The organism is Arthrobacter sp. Y3221160 (assembly GCF_059092585.1).
This window is the reverse complement of record NZ_JBNHHU010000001.1, coordinates 605,715-622,117: the sequence shown is the minus strand read 5'-3', so window position 1 is coordinate 622,117 and position 16,403 is coordinate 605,715. Positions and strand designations below refer to the sequence as shown.

The following is a 16,403-nucleotide window of genomic DNA, read 5'->3' as shown; positions in this document are numbered from 1 at the left end:
CTCTAAATACCCTTGTCCCTTCCCAAGAGTACCGAAAGTGGAAAAACGGCTTGACGTATTACCGTCGTACGCTTTGCACCTACTGCCGCGCGCCCAGCCGCTAGTTCAACTAACAACCGTATCAGGCGCAGGTGTATTGGAGACTATTTAACGCGCTCCTAGATTGGTCCGCCGCACTATCGTGCTTTGGGCTTACCCAAGCATGAGGCTCAGGGCGTGGGATGCCCGAACCCCTCTTGCCTGCTGCAAACATCATTAGGGACGGTGGAGTGCAGCGTCCAGTCCCTTTGCTTTTTTATACAGCCCAAGCTGAACTGTGTCCCGTCCGCTACGTCCGAGTGGACCGTTACCCGATAGGATGGGTGACAAACTTGAGTGCACCGTGAGGATCTCTTTTGAGCAAAACAGTACTGACGTACGGTACCTTCGACCTCTTCCATATTGGCCACCTGAACATCCTTAAGCGTCTCAGCGCCCTCGGGGACCGCTTGATTGTCGGGGTCTCCACCGACGAGTTCAATGCCGTCAAGGGGAAAAAGCCGGTAGTGCCGTTCGAGCAGCGGATCGAGATCGTGCGCTCCATCCGGTACGTCTCCGAAGCCATCCCGGAAGAAAACTGGGAGCAGAAGCGGTCAGACATAGAGAAGTACGGGGCGGACGTCTTTGGAATCGGTGAGGACTGGAGAGGCAAGTTCGATGACCTGGAGGACAAAGTAGAGGTGGTCTACCTACCCCGGACCTCAGGCATCTCCACGACCGAGATGAAGCGTGTTTTGAGCGCCTTCGACGAGCGCCACGTCGAGGAGCTCAAGCGCACGTTGGACAGCATCAGCCAAATCGTCAAGGAACTGTCCTAGCGTCGGTTCAACCCCTTCGCCCGACTGGCAAAACTTCGCCGCCAACGAGCGTGTCCTGCGTCGCGTCCAGTGTGCCGGGTCCTACAGTGGTGCCACCAGAATCTTTGAGGACTTCTCATGAACATACCTCCCGAAGCGCACTTCCTCGATCGGCTTGCGGCTGCTTTGAGCAGCATGCCTGGAGCGGATCGCATCCGTATCAGGCGACATGCGGATAATCTCCTTGCCTTGGATGTTTCCCTGCAGGGGGATCGCGTCGCCTTCGACCTGTTTGTGCAACCGGCTGAAGTGCGGCTTCTGCTATTTGGCCGCACGCATACCGCCAGAACGTACGTGCGCTCCTTGCTGCGCAACATGGCATGGTCTCCCGAACGGGATGGGGACAAACACCTTTTGGAGACGTGGCGGGGGCATGCGAGCGCGGAGCAGATCGCACAGGAAACGCACAAAATCATCGCCTCGCTTGTCCGCGGGGCAGCATGGGGGCGAATAGACGCCAGGACTCCAAAGCTGAAGCGAGACGAGATTCCGGCATTTTGGTGGAATGGAAGAGTCAATTTCGGCGACCTCATCGGGCCGTGGCTTGTCTCGTCGCTTACCGGCAAGCGGCCGGTAAATGTCCGCGGGACGTTGGCTCATCCTGGCGCCATCATGTCCGTCGGGTCGGTCATCAACATGTTGGAACGTCCCGGGTACAACATTTGGGGATCCGGGTTGCTCGCTCCTCTTCATAGCGGCACGGTGCGGCGTCTCCGGGCCCGCAAGCCCAAGCGCGTAGCTGCAGTACGGGGCCGGTTAACCAGGCAAGAACTCGTACGGGGGATGGGCTGGGACGTGCCCGAAGTATACGGAGACCCCGCTCTCTTGTTGCCCCGGATCTTTCAGCCGCAGGCCTCCGCGCAAAGGGCAGAACCGGTGTTTATTCCCCACTACAAGCACAAGGCACTGCTCCCGCCGGGACTCGACCGGGACATCACGGTCTTGGACGTGGAAAGGGACGCGCAAAGCGTGGTGAGGGAAATTGCCATGGCCTCGCACGTGGTGGCGACATCCCTCCACGGCCTCATTGTTGCTCAAGCCTATGGAGTTCCGTGGACCTGGCTGCAGATCGAGGGCCAGGAGCTCGCGGGAGACTACTTCAAGTTTGAGGACTTCTTCTCGACGCTTGACACGAATTCCGTTAGCCGCTTCTCTTTGGGCCCCGAGATGTTATCCGGTGCTGCACTTGCCGCGGCTGTCCAACGCGCCACAGTGCCCGCCTTGAACGTAGATCTCGATCAACTCTGCGACGCTTACCCGCACGAAGCACTATATGGGGGACCCTTAAGGCGCCAGCAGCAGCGGAGGCGGTTGATCAACGGCGCCCGCAGGCTTGGTGGCCGGCTTGCTTCGGCCGGACGGTAGCGTCAATCAATATTCCTTACTGGTGCGGGACGTCCGAACGGGCCGCGGCGGCCTCCGGTTTCGCGGTGCGCCTTCGGTTCGCGCGGAGCCTGGATCCGAAGGCTTGCGGCTCGACTAGGGGCTGAGCGACGGCTTTCACCGGCTTGGTCACCGTGAAGACGCAGAAAAGCGCGGCCACAACGATGAAGAGGACCGCCCGCCCCGTGGGCGGTACTTCCTCGGCAAGAGAAGCTGCTCCTACCAGCGTGAGTACCGGCAGGTGGAGAAGATAGGGGTACATCGTCGAGCGCCCTGCACCCGCCACCCATCTCCCTGGCGCACTTGGAGCACCGGGAGTCCCCGGAAGAACCAGCATGAAGGCCGCCGCTAAAAGCGTGCCGACGAGCAAAGCCCCCAGACGCCACGCCATGCCTTCGGCGGGGCCGAGATCCATTGCCTCGTACCCCGCGTTGCCGAGGAACGGACGCCGCCAGAAGCCCTCCTTAAGGACGGCGGTGACTGTTGCAGCCAGGGCCAGCGCCGTTGCGCCGGCGATACGCCAAGAGCGTTGTTGGCGCCACACCGATATCTTGTCGACCAGCCACGGGCCCAAGAGAAATACCGGCAGGAAGTAGAGGATGCGGGACAGCGACAGGAAGCCATCAATGTTCTCGCTCAGGCCAGCCAGCAGCGCAATGACCGTGGCGAGCAGCACCGGTCGGGGAAGTCCGCTGAACCACGGTCCGATCAGCCGCCAGCCGGCAAGGGCCACAAGGAACCAAAGACCGAAGGTCTGGGACGTGAAGGACCAACTCGGGGTACTTCCCTCGATCACGTAGTTCACCCCGAAAGCGATCAACTGGAACACGACGTAGGGAGCGAGGAGCTGCCAGAAGATTTTCTGTAAATTCTCGCCGTTGGCGTTTGCACGGCGGGCGCCCCACCCCGCCAAGAGCACGAAGACCGGGATGTGGAACATGTACACAAAGTTGGACACCATAAGCGCCAGTCCGCTTTCGCCGCGGAGCTGGCCCATGAAATGACCCACAACCACCAGCACGATGGCGGCCCAACGGGCCTGGTCTATCCATGTCTGCCTTGGCGGTGAGGGATCGAGGTCAGTTTTTGCTGCAGGCACGGTACTCCACTATTGGGTGACGGATCGGTAAAAGGTTACCTGCTCCCGCGAGTTTCCGGCTTCCCGGCGGCCCGATAGGCTTGAGCTTCATGACCGGATGAAGGGACGGTGGCAGATGTCTTTGCGCAACAGGCTTTCGGGCGTTGCCCGCAAACTGACGACCCGGGCGAGAGACTCGGAAGAATCGAATCGGGATACTGGCCCCTCGGGGAGCGCTTCGAGCGCACGGGTCGGCGTGATCATTCCGGTCTACAACGCCATGCCGTATTTGACTGAACTGCTCAACTCCCTCGAAGCCCAGGATCTGGCTCCCGAGCTCTTCGAAATCATTACCGTCGACGACGGCTCCACGGATTCCAGCGGCGCGATCCTTGATGCCTATGCCCAGCGGATGGGCAACATGCGCGTTATCCACCAGCAGAACAGCGGATGGCCCGGTAAGCCCCGCAACGTCGGCATGGCCAGCACAGACGCCGACTACGTGTTCTTTTGCGACGCCGACGACAAGCTTGGACCGCAGGCCCTGCGCAGGATGGTGGAGTTCGCCGACCGGAACGGCACGGATGTGCTGGTGCCCAAGATGGTGGGCATTGGCGGCCGCCGTGTGCAGAGCGCGCTGTTCCGGGAAACGGTCGTAGACGCAGACCTGCGCACCATACTCCGGTCACTGTCGCCGCAAAAGATGATCAGGCGGGACCTCTTGGTGGAGAACGGCATCCGCTTTCACGAGGACAAGGTCCGGCTGGAAGACGGAATGGTCATTTCCCAGTGCTACCTGAAAGCAAAGAGGATCTCGGTCCTAGCGGACTATGACTACTACTTCATCCGTACACGCACTGACGGGGCCAATATCAGCAGCGCTGCCACGATCCCGGAAGGTTATACGTGGTCGGTGGGGGAGATCGCCAAGATCCTCCTGTCCGGAGCCCCTGACCCGGAACTGGCCCGACTCTTGGTGCTCGACCTCTACCGGCGCAAGTGCCTGCGCATCTACGAACCGCACCGGTACCTGAAGATGTCGGACGACACCCAGCGGCGCTGGGTGATGGCACATGCCGACTTCGTCGATACCTATGTCCCCGAGGAATTGGTCTCCTCGCTGCCCGTGACGATGCAGCGCAAAACGTCCATCATCCGCGGACGCGACGTCACGGCCATGATTGAGAATTGCCGCCAGGAAGAGGAACTTGAGGTGGATCCCCGGGTCTCCGGGAGCGCGTGGAGCGACAGTCGACTGACGATGACGCTGGAGGTGGACTCGCCGGCCGACCGGGTCTCCATCATCCTGCGCACCCGCGATGGCAGCAAAGAAGTGTCCATCCCGGATGTCCAGGCCGCAGGCCGCGGCCGGTTTGACTTCGACATCAGCGAAAGTGTGCTGGCGGGCTTTCGCGGGACCATCGTCGACGCCTTCGGCGAGTTGTCCCGCGAAGGCCGCACTGGGAGCCAGAGGCGAATTGGCGTGGCCCCCGACGCAGCCTTGCCGCAGGGGGCAAAGGGGGAGCGGCCCTATGCCACCGTGCACGGCAATTTGAGCCTGGACCTCCGCGGCTGACTAGTTGCGCAAAGCCTTAAGGATGGGGCGTTCCAGATACGGGGCCAGGGTCTGCGCGTACGTGGCGGTGATGTGCGAGGCATCAAAGTACGTGACGACCGATCCCACAACGGCAGGGCAGGAACCGTCCACGCAGAAGTAGCCATCCATGTCAACGGCGCGAATCTTCGGATGGTTTAGTTCGAGGGCCGCAGTGGTGACCGGATCCATCCAATGCCACTCTTCCGGCGTACTCGCACATTCCTGGGGGGCTCCCGGATTCTCGGCGAGGCAGTCCGGAATCGAATCGATGGTGTTGCCGGGGAACGGCGGGTCCTTGATCACCACGACGTTGGCACCGCTGTCGGCCCAACGGGACAAATAGTCCCGGTAGCCCTCGACGGCGGGAGCTTCGGTGGTGTCCCACGATTCCCCCTGGACAGGCACGGACTGGCGTTCCGAGGTGATGACCAGGTCGAAGGCATCGCCGGAAGTTTCATCCAGTACCCACTCGCCGTAGGCGAGGCAGTTGGCGGTCTTTTCCTCGGTATCGAACTGGAGGGGCACCGAGGTCGGGTTGCACCTTGACACCAGGTACGTGGAGACAGTCCAGTCGTTCCGTTCAGCCAGCACCTGCAGGGCCGGGAGCCAATGCCCGGCGTGCGAGTTTCCGACCAGCGCGACTTTCGTTGGCCCGTCCCCATACGTGCATACAGGGCGGTCAGTAAACGGCTGGTTCGACCAGCAGCCGTCGGCGTAGGCGTCGGATTTGTCGTCTTTGGCCAGCGATGGCTCGGGTACTACCGGCGCATGGGGGTCCGGGACGCATTCGTCAAACCCCTTGGCGATGGCGGCGGCACCAAAACAGGGATCACCATTCTTGACCGTGGCAGCGAGCTGTTGTTCAGCCTGTGACGTGCGGTGGCTGACTTCCACCAATTGCAGGCTGCCCACTGCCGTGAGAAGCACCATGCCCACCGCCGCGAACCGGTAGGTGGGCGCCAGGCCTTTCTTGCCGGATGGGAACCGGAAACGGTCCTCAACGAAGGTCTTGCTGAGTCCTGCCAGCACCAGCGTCGCAACCAGAATCAGCGACTTGTCGAGCCAGCCCAGTTCACCGCCGCTGACGTATGGCAGAAGAACGATCAGGGGCCAGTGCCACAGGTAAACCGAGTAGGAAACTTCACCGAGCCACTGAACCGGGCGGTTTCGCACCAGGGCAGTGGGGGAGAACCTGCCCTCAGCGTGAGCGAGGATCACGAAGGCCGTCCCCAAGACCGGCAGCAACGCGGTATATCCGGGGAAGGGCGTGGACCCGGTATAGAGGACGCCCGCCCCGACGATTGCCGCGAGGCCGAGCCACGCCAAGACGGTCCGGAAAACCTGCGGCACGTATGGCACCAAGGTCGGCGCAGCCAAGGCCACCAGGCCGCCAAGACCCAGTTCCCACATACGGGTGGGGGTGATGAAATACGCGCTGCCCGGTTCAGAAGCAGTTGCGGCGATGGAGAACGCCAGAGAAAGGACCACGACGGCGGTCACCGCGCCGAAGAGCAGGCGGCGTGCGTTCAGTCCTCGTTTTGCCGCTACCCAAAACACCCCGAAGACCAGGACCGGCCAAAACAGGTAGAACTGCTCCTCTACCGACAAGGACCAGAAATGCTGGGTCGGAGTAGGGGCGTTTTCTGCCGCCAGATAGTCGACGGAGCTACCGGCTAAAGCCCAGTTCTGCACATACAGCGCCGAGGCAATGATTTCCTTGGCAATCGACCCCCACTGCGTCGGCGGGGCCACCAGCCTCGACGCCACGGCGGTCGCGGCGAGGACAACAAAAGCGGCCGGCAGGAGGCGGCGGATGCGCCGTCCCCAGAAGGCTGCCAGCCCCTGCCAGTCCAGCGGTGGCCGCTTGGCCAGATGGGAGGTGATCAAGAAGCCAGAGATGACGAAAAAGACGTCGACTCCGACGAAACCGCCGGTCAACCGTTCAGGCCACAGATGGTAAATGACCACCAGGGCCACGGCTATGGCCCGAAGCCCTTGGATATCAAGCCGAAGGTCCTTGCCGGTTTTCTTCGGCGAGGCGGCGGTGCGAGGCGGTGCTGCTACAGCGATGGTCTTGCTCCTGAAAGTTGCGCCGGAACGACAGCCGCTAGTCTATCGAACGCCATCGTTCCCCGTGCCGGGCAGCGGCAGCGCCGTTCAGCTAATCCTCAGCCAGCTTGCTAAGCTATTCCAGTTGTGCCGCCGCACCGCGGCGCCACCAGTGGCCGTGGAGCAGCGAAAAATGCTGCGTGAAAGGAGCCCATGCGCGTCGGACTCAAGGGCCGTGCAGCGGCAGTTGTTCCGCAGAGTGTTATCCGTGCTGCCTTCCGGGCACTTAGCCGCGGCACCACCCCGCGGAATACGTTGCAGGCGCTGACCGCTCCCCGCCCCACCGCGCCACGGCCGCGTCTGGCCGCATTTCCGGCCGCTGGTTTTCCAAGCGTCGACCGCTTTTCAGCACGCGAGGTGGCGGCGGACACCTGCGCCCTCGTTAGACGTGCGCTGGAGCAGGCGCAGGTGGATCACAGGGTGCTGCGCACCCAAGCGGGGATCCCCGCCATGATAGATCTCCCCGCCAGCCAGTGGTTTTCCGCCGCGGAAGCGATCGCCGACGCCGCCGGCACCCGCCCCTTCTATGTCCGGGCCGACGGAGAAACCCGCCCGATCGCCGACGGATGGCCGCCCTCGCCTTCTGTGGTTTTCGAAGCGGTGGGACACGGCAGCAGACTCCTGAGCGGCCCGCACCTGGGTGTGACGCTGGTGCCGCGCGAGGCCGGGCTGCCCGAGCTGGACCTGCTTACCTCGGTTGGTTTCCCCGTGGACGTGGTCTACACCTGGGTGGACGGCGACGACCCGCAGTGGCTGCGCAGCAAGGCCAAGGCGCAGGCCGGCGACGACTCAGGCCTGCGCAACAAGACGGCAGCCAATGAGGCGCGCTACGCCTCCCGCGACGAGCTGCGCTATTCGCTCCGGTCGCTCGATTACTTCGCCCCCTGGGTGAATCACGTTTATCTGGTGACGGCGGGACAGACGCCGCCGTGGCTGGATACCTCCAGCAGCCGGATCACGGTGGTCGATCACCGGGACATCTTCTCCGACCCCACAGCACTGCCCACGTTCAACTCGCACGCCATCGAGTCCCAGCTGCACCACATAGACGGCCTGAGCGAACACTTCCTCTACCTGAACGACGACGTGTTCTTCGGGCGGCCGGTGGATCCGGAGCTGTTCTTCCACGGGAGCGGACTTGCCAAGTTCTTCCTGTCCGAGCAGGCCGTCGATTACCAGCCGCGCTCGGCGGAGGACCTGCCCGTGGACAGCGCGGCCAAGAACAACCGTGCACTGCTGGAAGCGGCTTTCGGACGCACAGTTGAACGAAAGTTCCAACATGCCGCCCATCCGCAGCGGGTCAGCACCTTGTCGCGGCTGGAACAGGAACATGCGCAGGAGATGCGGCGGACGCAGCACAGCAGATTCAGGGATCCAGCTGACCTCTCCGTGGCGTCCTCGCTGGCGCACTACTACGGTTTCGCCATCGGTGCGGCCGTTCCGGGGAAGCTCTCCTACCGCTACTGTGACATCAACGAGCCGTCGGCCCAGGCAAAGCTGCTGCGATTGCTGCGGCGCCAGGACGCAGACGTGTTCTGCCTCAACGAGATAGACAGCACCGGAATAAACACCCGAAAGGTGGACGCACTGACCCGCGGTTTCCTGAACGCATACTTCCCCGTCGCTAGTTCCTTCGAAAGCAAAAAGTCATGACACCAGCTTCCGGCGCCCTGCGGGGCGCAGTATCCGTTGCCCGCAGGGGCGCCCGCAAAGGCGGCGGGACGGCGAGGGTGGACTTTCATTCGCTGCGCCTGGACCAGCGGGGCCCGGTTCTGCATGCCCGGTTCAGTGTTTCCACCAAACTCCGACCTGCCTCCCTGTGGAGCAAGAATGCGGCCGGCAACTGGACCAAGGTGGCGGACGTAACCGAGGTCCCCGCCACAGCAGGAAGGGAAAGCCGCAGCTACGACGTCCAGCTTGATTTGACGGACCTTGCGTACGCGGCAATACCACTCCCGGAGGGCGAGGACGGCCAAATCCTGGGTCTCTTCGTCCAGTTCCGGGCGGCGGCCAAGGACCTGCCGAAGTTCAGCACCAACATCCTCGACGGTGATCCGGCCGCCACGGTCCTGACGGAGGCTAACGGAAAACGGTACGCCGACATTCAATCCGCGTTGGCGGACGGGTCGTTGGCGCGCGACGACATCATGACGGCGTGGGCGTCATTCGGACGGTTCGCGGAAACCGAAGTTGGCTCACTCCGCCGGGTCTTGGTTCAAGGGAGCACCTTTGAGCCGTACATCAACCGGCACGGGCTGCTGTCCTTGGCGGTGAACCGGCCGTTGAAGCCCTATAACGCCGTCTACGTCCACCGGTTGACTGTCCACAGGGGAAGGGTGGACCTGCGGGCAACGCTGGTCACCCGCCACGGTGAGGCTGAAGCAGTGGAGTTGATGCTGCTAGGGCGTGAGAGTGGAGCCCGCTACACGTCAACCGCCGTTTTCGTGGTGGATTCCGAGGCGACCCGGCGCAAATACGGGCTTCGGCGGTACAAGGTGCATGCCCGCTTGGACTTGCGCGCCGTCCCCAATGAAGAATTGGCGCGCGACGAGATTTTGGACGCCTGGCTCCAAATCCGTGCGGTAGGCGCAACCGAGCCACAGCGTACGCGCGTGGGACGTACCCGATACGTGACGCGTAAACTCACCCGTCCCGGATGGCAAAAGCGGGGAGACAAAACCCTGGCCATCACGCCCTACTACACGTTCAAAGCGAAAAACACGTCTTTCCACGTTGAACTCCTGGATACCGACGCCTTCGAATTCTTGCGGGAGCAGACCCGGAAGCGCCGGCTGCCGGAGGCCCGGACGGAGCGCAAGCCGGTCTGGCTGGTGGGGGAGCGGCCTTACAAGGCCCAAGACACCGGACTGCATTTCTTCCGCTACATGCGGCGGGAGCACCCTGAGATCGACACCTACTACGTGATCGACCCTGCGTCGCCGGACCTTCGCAACCTGGACGGGCTGGACCACGTGGTGAATTACCGCTCCAAGGAACATTTCGAGCTGGCCTTGCGGGCCGAACGGTTCATCGGCTCGCACCATCCCGATTTCCTGTACCCCACGTGGCTCCCGCAGTTCCGCAAGGCGGTGGGCGGCGTCAAGGTGTTCCTGCAGCACGGGGTGATGGGCACCAAGTGGATGGTCCCGAATTACGGCAAAAAAGCTCCCGGATTCGACACCGACCTGTTCATGGTGAGCTCCGAGCGGGAAAAAGAATACATCGTCAGCGACTTTGGTTATCCGCCCAAGGACGTGCTGGTGACCGGCCTGTCACGGTTTGACGCGCTCTTCGCCGGCGATGTGTCGGTGCGGCCAAACCAGATCCTGATCATTCCCACGTGGCGGGACTGGCTCCAGAATCCGGACGAGTTCGAAGAGTCCGAGTACTTCCAGGAGTGGAACACGCTGCTCCACGACGAACGACTGCGTGCCCTGGCGGAGAAGCACCACGCCGAGGTGATCTTCTGCCTGCATCCGAACATGCAGCAGTTCCGGCACCACTTCTCCGGGGCGCCGGCGCGTGTCATCTCGCAGGGCGAGGTGGATGTGCAGTTCCTGCTCAAGGAAAGCGCTGTCCTGCTGACCGACTACTCGAGCGTGGGCTTCGACTTCAGTTTTCTTGAGAAACCGGTGCACTACTTCCAGTTCGACCGCGAGCGCTTCCTGGGACCGCAGGGATCCCACCTGGACCTGGATGAGGAATTGCCGGGCGAGATTGCTTTTGCCCGGTCCGCCGTGCTGGACCAGTTGGAGGCCACGCTGGGGCGCGGCTGCACCCCCAAGCCCGAGAACGTCGCCCGCTCCCGCCGCTTCCTGACCTTCCAAGACACCAACAACTGCCAGCGAATCTTCGAGGCGGTAGCGGAAGCCCGCCCCGCTGACCCGCGGTGGAAAAAAGCCATAGACCCGGAGTTGTTCGAACGGCTGTTCGGCAGGTTCCGACGCAGCCGCTTCTACTTCCCGGCCATGCAGCGGATGTTCGCCTTGGTCTCGAAGACGCCCATGGACACGGACCTGATGGTGTTCGAGTCCGGGCTTGGGAAACAGTACGCCGACAGTCCGCGCTATATCTACGAAGAGCTGCTGCGGCGGGGGGACACCCGCCGCAAGGTTTGGGTCTACCAAGGCAAGCTCCCGGCGCCCGATCCCTACACCAAGGTGGTCAAGCGGCTCTCGCCGAGCTACTACTGGTATTTGGCCAAGGCCAAGTACTGGATCAACAATCAGAATTTCCCGCATTACTTCCGGCGCCGGAAGGACGGGGTCTTCATCCAGACCTGGCACGGAACGCCGCTCAAGCGGATGGTCCACGACCTGGACACCGTGCACGGCCGGGATCCGGGCTACATTGCACGCGTGGACGAGGCGGTGAAGCAATGGACCACGCTGCTTTCACCCAGCCCCTATGCTACGGAAGCGTTCAGGAGTGCCTTCCGCTACGGCGGCGAGGTTGTGGAGTTGGGGTACCCCCGCAACGATATCCTTGTGCGACCCGACGCCGGGCAGCGCTCCGCGGCCGTCCGGCGGAAGCTGGGCATCCCCGAGGGCAAACGTGTGGTCCTCTACGCTCCGACCTTCCGGGACGACCAGCCGACCGGCACGGGACGCTTCCGTTTCGATCTGCCGTTCGACGTGGAAGCCTTCAAAGACCGCTTCGGCGACGACACCGTGCTGCTGCTACGCATGCATGTGTTGGTCAGCGACGCGGTGAAGATCCCGGAAGAAGCGGGCGATTGCGTCTACGACGTCTCCAAGTTCCCCGAAATCCAGGAACTCTATCTGGCCAGCGACGTCCTCATCACCGACTATTCGTCCGTTTTCTTCGACTACGCCATCCTGCAGCGGCCCATCATCTTCTATGCCTACGACCTGGAAAACTACCGCGACACGCTGCGCGGTTTCTACCTGGACTACAACACCGAACTGCCCGGGCCTGTGACGCAAACCGAGGATGAACTGTTCGACGCGATAGACGAGAGCCGTTCGAGCGACCCTGCGCGCGAGCTAAGGCTCAAGAATTTTGTGGCCAAGTACGCACCGCGCGACGACGGCAACGCCGCCGGACGCGTGGTGGACCGCTTGCTGTCTTAGGGCGCCGGCTGTTCCGAGAGGATCCTACCCACGGCGTTGACGAACCGCGCCGTGCTCGCGCCCGGCGTGGTATCGCCGAAGTGGTGGGCGATCAGCTGCAGCTGGTCGGGGCTGATTCCGGCTGCTGCGGCCTCGGCCAGCAGCGCCGGCGTTCGTGCCGCCTCGGACTGGTCAATGAGCCTGGTCTTGGCGGCCACGCCCTGTGCGTCAATGTGGGCGCCTGGGTCCGACGGCCTCGTCATGAGCAGGGGCTTCCGGCTGGGAAGCCAATCCAAGGCCATGGCAGAGATATCGCAGATGCACAGGTCCGCTTCCGCCATGGCGGCTGAAAAGTCGGCCGACGTGTCCACCCGGTGGCCCGCTGGCTCCTCCTTTTCCGCAGAGACGATCATCTTTTTGATCTCGTGCAGAGCCGCACGGTGTGCGCCGAGCCTGCTGCCGGTCCGCGGGTGCGGCCGGAAGACCAGCCGGTAGCGGGCATCAGCCAGGATGGAGCCGACAATCTCCCGTCCATGGCTGGCCAGCGAGCCGTACGCCATGGCCGGGCGGTCCCCTTCCCAGGTGGGGGCGTACAGCACGGTGAGGCGTCCGCCGTCGTTCTTGGTTTGCGGGGCAGGAGCGGCGAAGTCCAGTTGCGGCCGTCCCACCTCCACCAGATGGGACTCATCAAACCGCCGCAGGGCGGCGAGGATGCGTTCCCGGGAAGCAGGGCCCGCGATGAAGGCGAAGTCGTAGGCCTTCAGCTGGTTGGAGACCATCGACACTTTGTCGCTCTCCCCGTGGCTCAGGTGCACGTGCACCTGACCCGGCAGGCGGAGGACCGTGAAGTTATCCCGGTTGTTATTGACGTAGAACACCATCCGGGCGCCCGCGCGTTCAATGAATGCCTCCACCTCCGCGATGCCCTTGGTAAGGAACACCGGCAGCGGGGAATCAGGAAGCAGCTCCGCGGCCGTGGCCGGCCGGTGGACCAGAACCGCTACCCGGTGGCGCTCCGCCAGCTTCGCCATGGGAGCGAGCCACTGCCTTACCTGATAGGCACTGTCCGGGCCGTCAGCGAAGTACAGGACGCAGTCGAACCGGTTGCCGGCGTCCCTGTTGGCGTCGGCCAGCCGGATTCGCACGCGGCGTTCCGTCAGCACGCTGTTGGCCTCGGTGAGGATCCGGGCGGCGAGAGGCTGAAGGCGGGACGCGATGGGCAACGGTGAATCCTGACGTCGGAGGGGTGGACCTACCTGAACAGCTTAGAGCTTCCCCACGTTGCGCCGTTTGGCATAGCCCTCGTTGGTCATCGCGTTCCCCCGGTAGAGCCACATGGCGCCGGCACCGGTTGTGGCCAGCAGGTCCACCTTGTTGTCCGAGGTCGTGTCACCGGGTCCGAGGATCTGCTTGTACTGTTGCCATCCGCCGCTGCCGATCTGCCGCTCGGCGTTGAACCACGCTCCCGAAGCAGTCCTGGCGGTGCGTCCCTGCCGCAGCCAGAGAGTGCCGTCGGACTTGCTGGCCACCAGGTCGACGGTGCCGTTGCGGTCATAGTCGCCGACGCCGACAATCTGCGAGTAATGCCAGCCGGTGTCGATACGTGTGCGCGAGCCATGCTGGCCGTTGCCCGGGCCGGCGTAAAGCCAGGCGGTTCCGTCGGCGCCGACGCCGAGCAGGTCGTTCTTGCCGTCACGGTTGACGTCGCCCGTGCCCACCAGCGTCGCGAACTGGTTCCACCCGCCGGTGCCGATCTTCACCCGGCGCTTATAGCCTTCGCTGGAACTGCTGACCGTGCCCGTGCCGGCATAGAACCAAAGGGTTCCGTTGGTCTGACGGGCCACGAGGTCGTTCTTGCCGTCCTCGTTGTAGTCTCCGATCCCGACGATGGAGCTGTAGATGTGCCAGCCGTTCCCGATCCGCTCCGGTGTGCCGAAGGTTCCCTTGCCGGTTCCGCGCATCAGCCAGAGGGTTCCGTCCGGCTTGCGGCCGATCAGGTCGCTTCGGCCGTCGCCGGTGAAGTCACCCGGAGTGGCCACGGTGTCGAACTGTTTCCAGGTGCTGCTGACCAGCGTCCTGGCGTTGTAGCCTTCGGAATCGACCATCTGAGTGCCCTTGTAGAAGCCCAGCGAGCCACCGGCGCTGATGGTGAGGAGATCGTTTTTCTTGTCCCGGTCGTTGTCCCACACTCCAAGGATGTCCGCGAAGGACCCCCAGCCCCAACCAATCTTGCGGGCTGCAGAGAAGGTGCCGCTGCCGGTCCTTCCCGTTCCCGTGTGCAGCCACAGGGTGCCGTCATCCTTGGATGCCACGACGTCCATGTGCCGGTCGCCGTTAAAGTCCCTGGTCGCAACCAACTTGTCATAGTTGCCCCAGCCGCTGCCGATCTGGCTTCGTGGCCCGGGCTTGCCGTCGCCGGGAGCCGCGTACAGCCATACCGTGCCGTCGGACCGCCGGGCGAGGAGGTCATTGGTGCCGTCGGCGTTCAGGTCGCCGGGGCCGATAATGTGGGTGAACCCGTTCCAGCCGCTGCTGCCGATGCGCGCCCGCTGCTGGAACGTCCCGTTGCCCTTGCCCTTGTACAGCCAGAGCGAGCCGTCGGTCTGCCGCGCCAACAGGTCGCCGAGCCCGTCTGCGTTATAGTCTCCGGTGCCGATGAGCAGGTTGTAGATCTGCCAGCCGCCGCCGATCCGGGAAGGCGTTTTGTAACCGCCGGCGCCGTTGCCGGGGTAGAACCAGAGCGAGCCGTCCGTCCGGCGGGAAAGCAGGTCGCCGTTGCCGTCCCGGTTCAAGTCGCCCGGTGCGGCGTAGCGCTGGGTGAGATCCCACGTGGCGGTCCGGTTGTAGGCGAAGTTTTGCAGGTCGGTGTACGAACCCCGCCACACGTTCGAGTCGCCCGAGTAGGGGCCCGTGGAGCTGTACTGCCAAATCGCGTAGGAAGTCCAGCCAGCCGGCAGCCAGGGGGTGCCGGTGGTGTAGTGCGCGACGTGCAGCGGGTGGTTCTTGAAGGCGGTGCTGTTGCCGGTGCACGTGTTCCACCAGTCCGCGGTGGTGTAGATGGCGGGGAGGCGGCCGGTGCGGGCCTTGATGGTGTTCGAGAAGTCCTTGATCCAGTTGACCATCGCCGTCGGCGACATGCTGTAGCAGGTGTTGCCCAGTTCCGGATAGGGGTTGTATTCGATGTCCAGCAGGGGCGGCAGGGTCTTTCCGTCGGCGGACCAGCCGCCGCCGTTGTTCACCATGTAGTCCGCCTGCGCCTTGCCCGACGAGACGTTGGGGATGGCGAAGTGATAGGCGCCGCGGATCATGCCGACGTTATAGGAACCGGCGTACTGCGAGGGAAACAACGGATTCTTGTACGACAGGGCCTCGGTGGACTTTACATAGGCGAACCGGGCCCCGTAGTTCCACTCGGTTGTCCAGTTGAGGTTCGGCTGGTGGCTGCTGACGTCCATGCCCTGGACCCCGCTGGGCTTCCACTTGGTGCGGCTGAAGGAGGGGAGCGCCGCAGGTGCCGCAACACTGGTGCGTTCAATGTCGAGGACTTCCAGTTGGGCGTCGAGTTCCGCCAGCACTTCCGGCTGTTCCAGCTCCCGCTCGCGTTCCCGGCGCTGCTGGAGACCTTGGCCCATGTCGGCGCCGTGTTCGCCCTGCAGGGTCTTCAGGAGCTCAAGGAGTTGTTCCTGGCTGAGCTCCTCAACCGGCACCTCGATGGATTCCGGTTCGTCTTCCGTCAGGGTCGTGTCGCCGGTTTCGGGAGAGGGCTGGGCCGTTGGTTCGTCCGGGGTGATGGCGGGGGAGGAAGGCGATTGGCCCTCGGCCGGTTGTTCGAGGTCCGGCGTAGGTCGGGTTTCTTCCTCGGTCCGGGGTTCATTGCCGGACGAGTCGCCGGACGCCGGATCGGAGGGCGAAGGCTGTGCCGTTCCCAGCCCGGTGGCCGCGGGGGCCTGCAGCGCGGCGCCATCGGGTGTCGGCGCCTGCGATTCCGGTGCTGGCTGCTGCAGGGCCTGTGCGGATGCACCGGGGGCCATCAGGAGGCCCAGCGCCATCACGACGGCGGTTGCGCTGGCGACGCGGGCAGTGGCTCGCTGGTTTCGTTTGGGAGAGGCTGCGGGGCTGCGGAAGCTGGGCATGAAATGCTCCGGACAATAGGGCACGAACGGGCCGGGTCAAGAGAGCCACAACCTCCGGTCAGCAAAGGCGAAGCGTCGGCTCAAGGTGGGTTAAACGTTATCAGCCGTAGGGGCGGAAACACTGAGCGAGGGCGC

General features: G+C 63.4%; 9 protein-coding genes. 5 read left to right on the top strand and 4 right to left on the bottom strand.

The features are described from left to right. Positions 1 to 395 precede the first annotated feature (395 nt). Together AC5RWG_RS02845 and AC5RWG_RS02840 are read left to right on the top strand one after the other, a co-directional pair. Positions 396 to 857: an FAD synthase family protein gene (locus AC5RWG_RS02845; RefSeq protein WP_494022961.1), complete on the top strand. Its 462-nt coding sequence runs from the start codon at positions 396 to 398 to the stop codon at positions 855 to 857. A 117-nt stretch (positions 858 to 974) separates the two neighbouring features. Further along, positions 975 to 2,261, top strand: coding sequence for a polysaccharide pyruvyl transferase family protein (locus AC5RWG_RS02840; RefSeq protein WP_494022962.1), 1,287 nt, complete (start codon positions 975 to 977; stop codon positions 2,259 to 2,261). A 16-nt stretch (positions 2,262 to 2,277) separates the two neighbouring features. Here AC5RWG_RS02840 and AC5RWG_RS02835 read toward each other — a convergent pair whose 3' ends face one another. Then, on the bottom strand, positions 2,278 to 3,378 hold the full coding sequence (locus AC5RWG_RS02835; RefSeq protein WP_494022963.1) for an acyltransferase family protein: 1,101 nt from the start codon (positions 3,376 to 3,378) through the stop codon (positions 2,278 to 2,280). A gap of 235 nt (positions 3,379 to 3,613) precedes the next feature. Here AC5RWG_RS02835 and AC5RWG_RS02830 point away from each other — a divergent pair, with 235 nt between their 5' ends. Further along, the gene (locus AC5RWG_RS02830; protein WP_494073829.1) at positions 3,614 to 4,933 is read left to right on the top strand and encodes a glycosyltransferase family 2 protein; all 1,320 of its coding nucleotides are present in this window, start codon (positions 3,614 to 3,616) and stop codon (positions 4,931 to 4,933) included. Here the strand turns inward: AC5RWG_RS02830 and AC5RWG_RS02825 are convergent, their stop codons facing one another. Continuing rightward, entirely contained in the window at positions 4,934 to 6,955 is a 2,022-nt protein-coding gene (locus tag AC5RWG_RS02825; protein ID WP_494167091.1) for an acyltransferase family protein, read from the bottom strand. It lies immediately after the preceding gene. A 558-nt stretch (positions 6,956 to 7,513) separates the two neighbouring features. Between AC5RWG_RS02825 and AC5RWG_RS02820 the strand changes: the two genes are divergently transcribed. Next, complete coding sequence (locus AC5RWG_RS02820; RefSeq protein ID WP_494022965.1) at positions 7,514 to 8,716, top strand: stealth family protein; 1,203 nt, start codon at positions 7,514 to 7,516, stop codon at positions 8,714 to 8,716. Next, complete coding sequence (locus tag AC5RWG_RS02815; RefSeq protein WP_494022966.1) at positions 8,713 to 12,156, top strand: CDP-glycerol glycerophosphotransferase family protein; 3,444 nt, start codon at positions 8,713 to 8,715, stop codon at positions 12,154 to 12,156. Before AC5RWG_RS02820 ends, AC5RWG_RS02815 begins: the two co-directional genes overlap by 4 nt. Here the strand turns inward: AC5RWG_RS02815 and AC5RWG_RS02810 are convergent. Beyond that, entirely contained in the window at positions 12,153 to 13,358 is a 1,206-nt protein-coding gene (locus tag AC5RWG_RS02810; RefSeq protein ID WP_494022967.1) for a CDP-glycerol glycerophosphotransferase family protein, read from the bottom strand. The genes AC5RWG_RS02815 and AC5RWG_RS02810 overlap by 4 nt on opposite strands. Positions 13,359 to 13,400: 42 nt before the next feature. After that, entirely contained in the window at positions 13,401 to 16,268 is a 2,868-nt protein-coding gene (locus tag AC5RWG_RS02805) for a GH25 family lysozyme (RefSeq protein WP_494022968.1), read from the bottom strand. Positions 16,269 to 16,403: the final 135 nt, after the last annotated feature.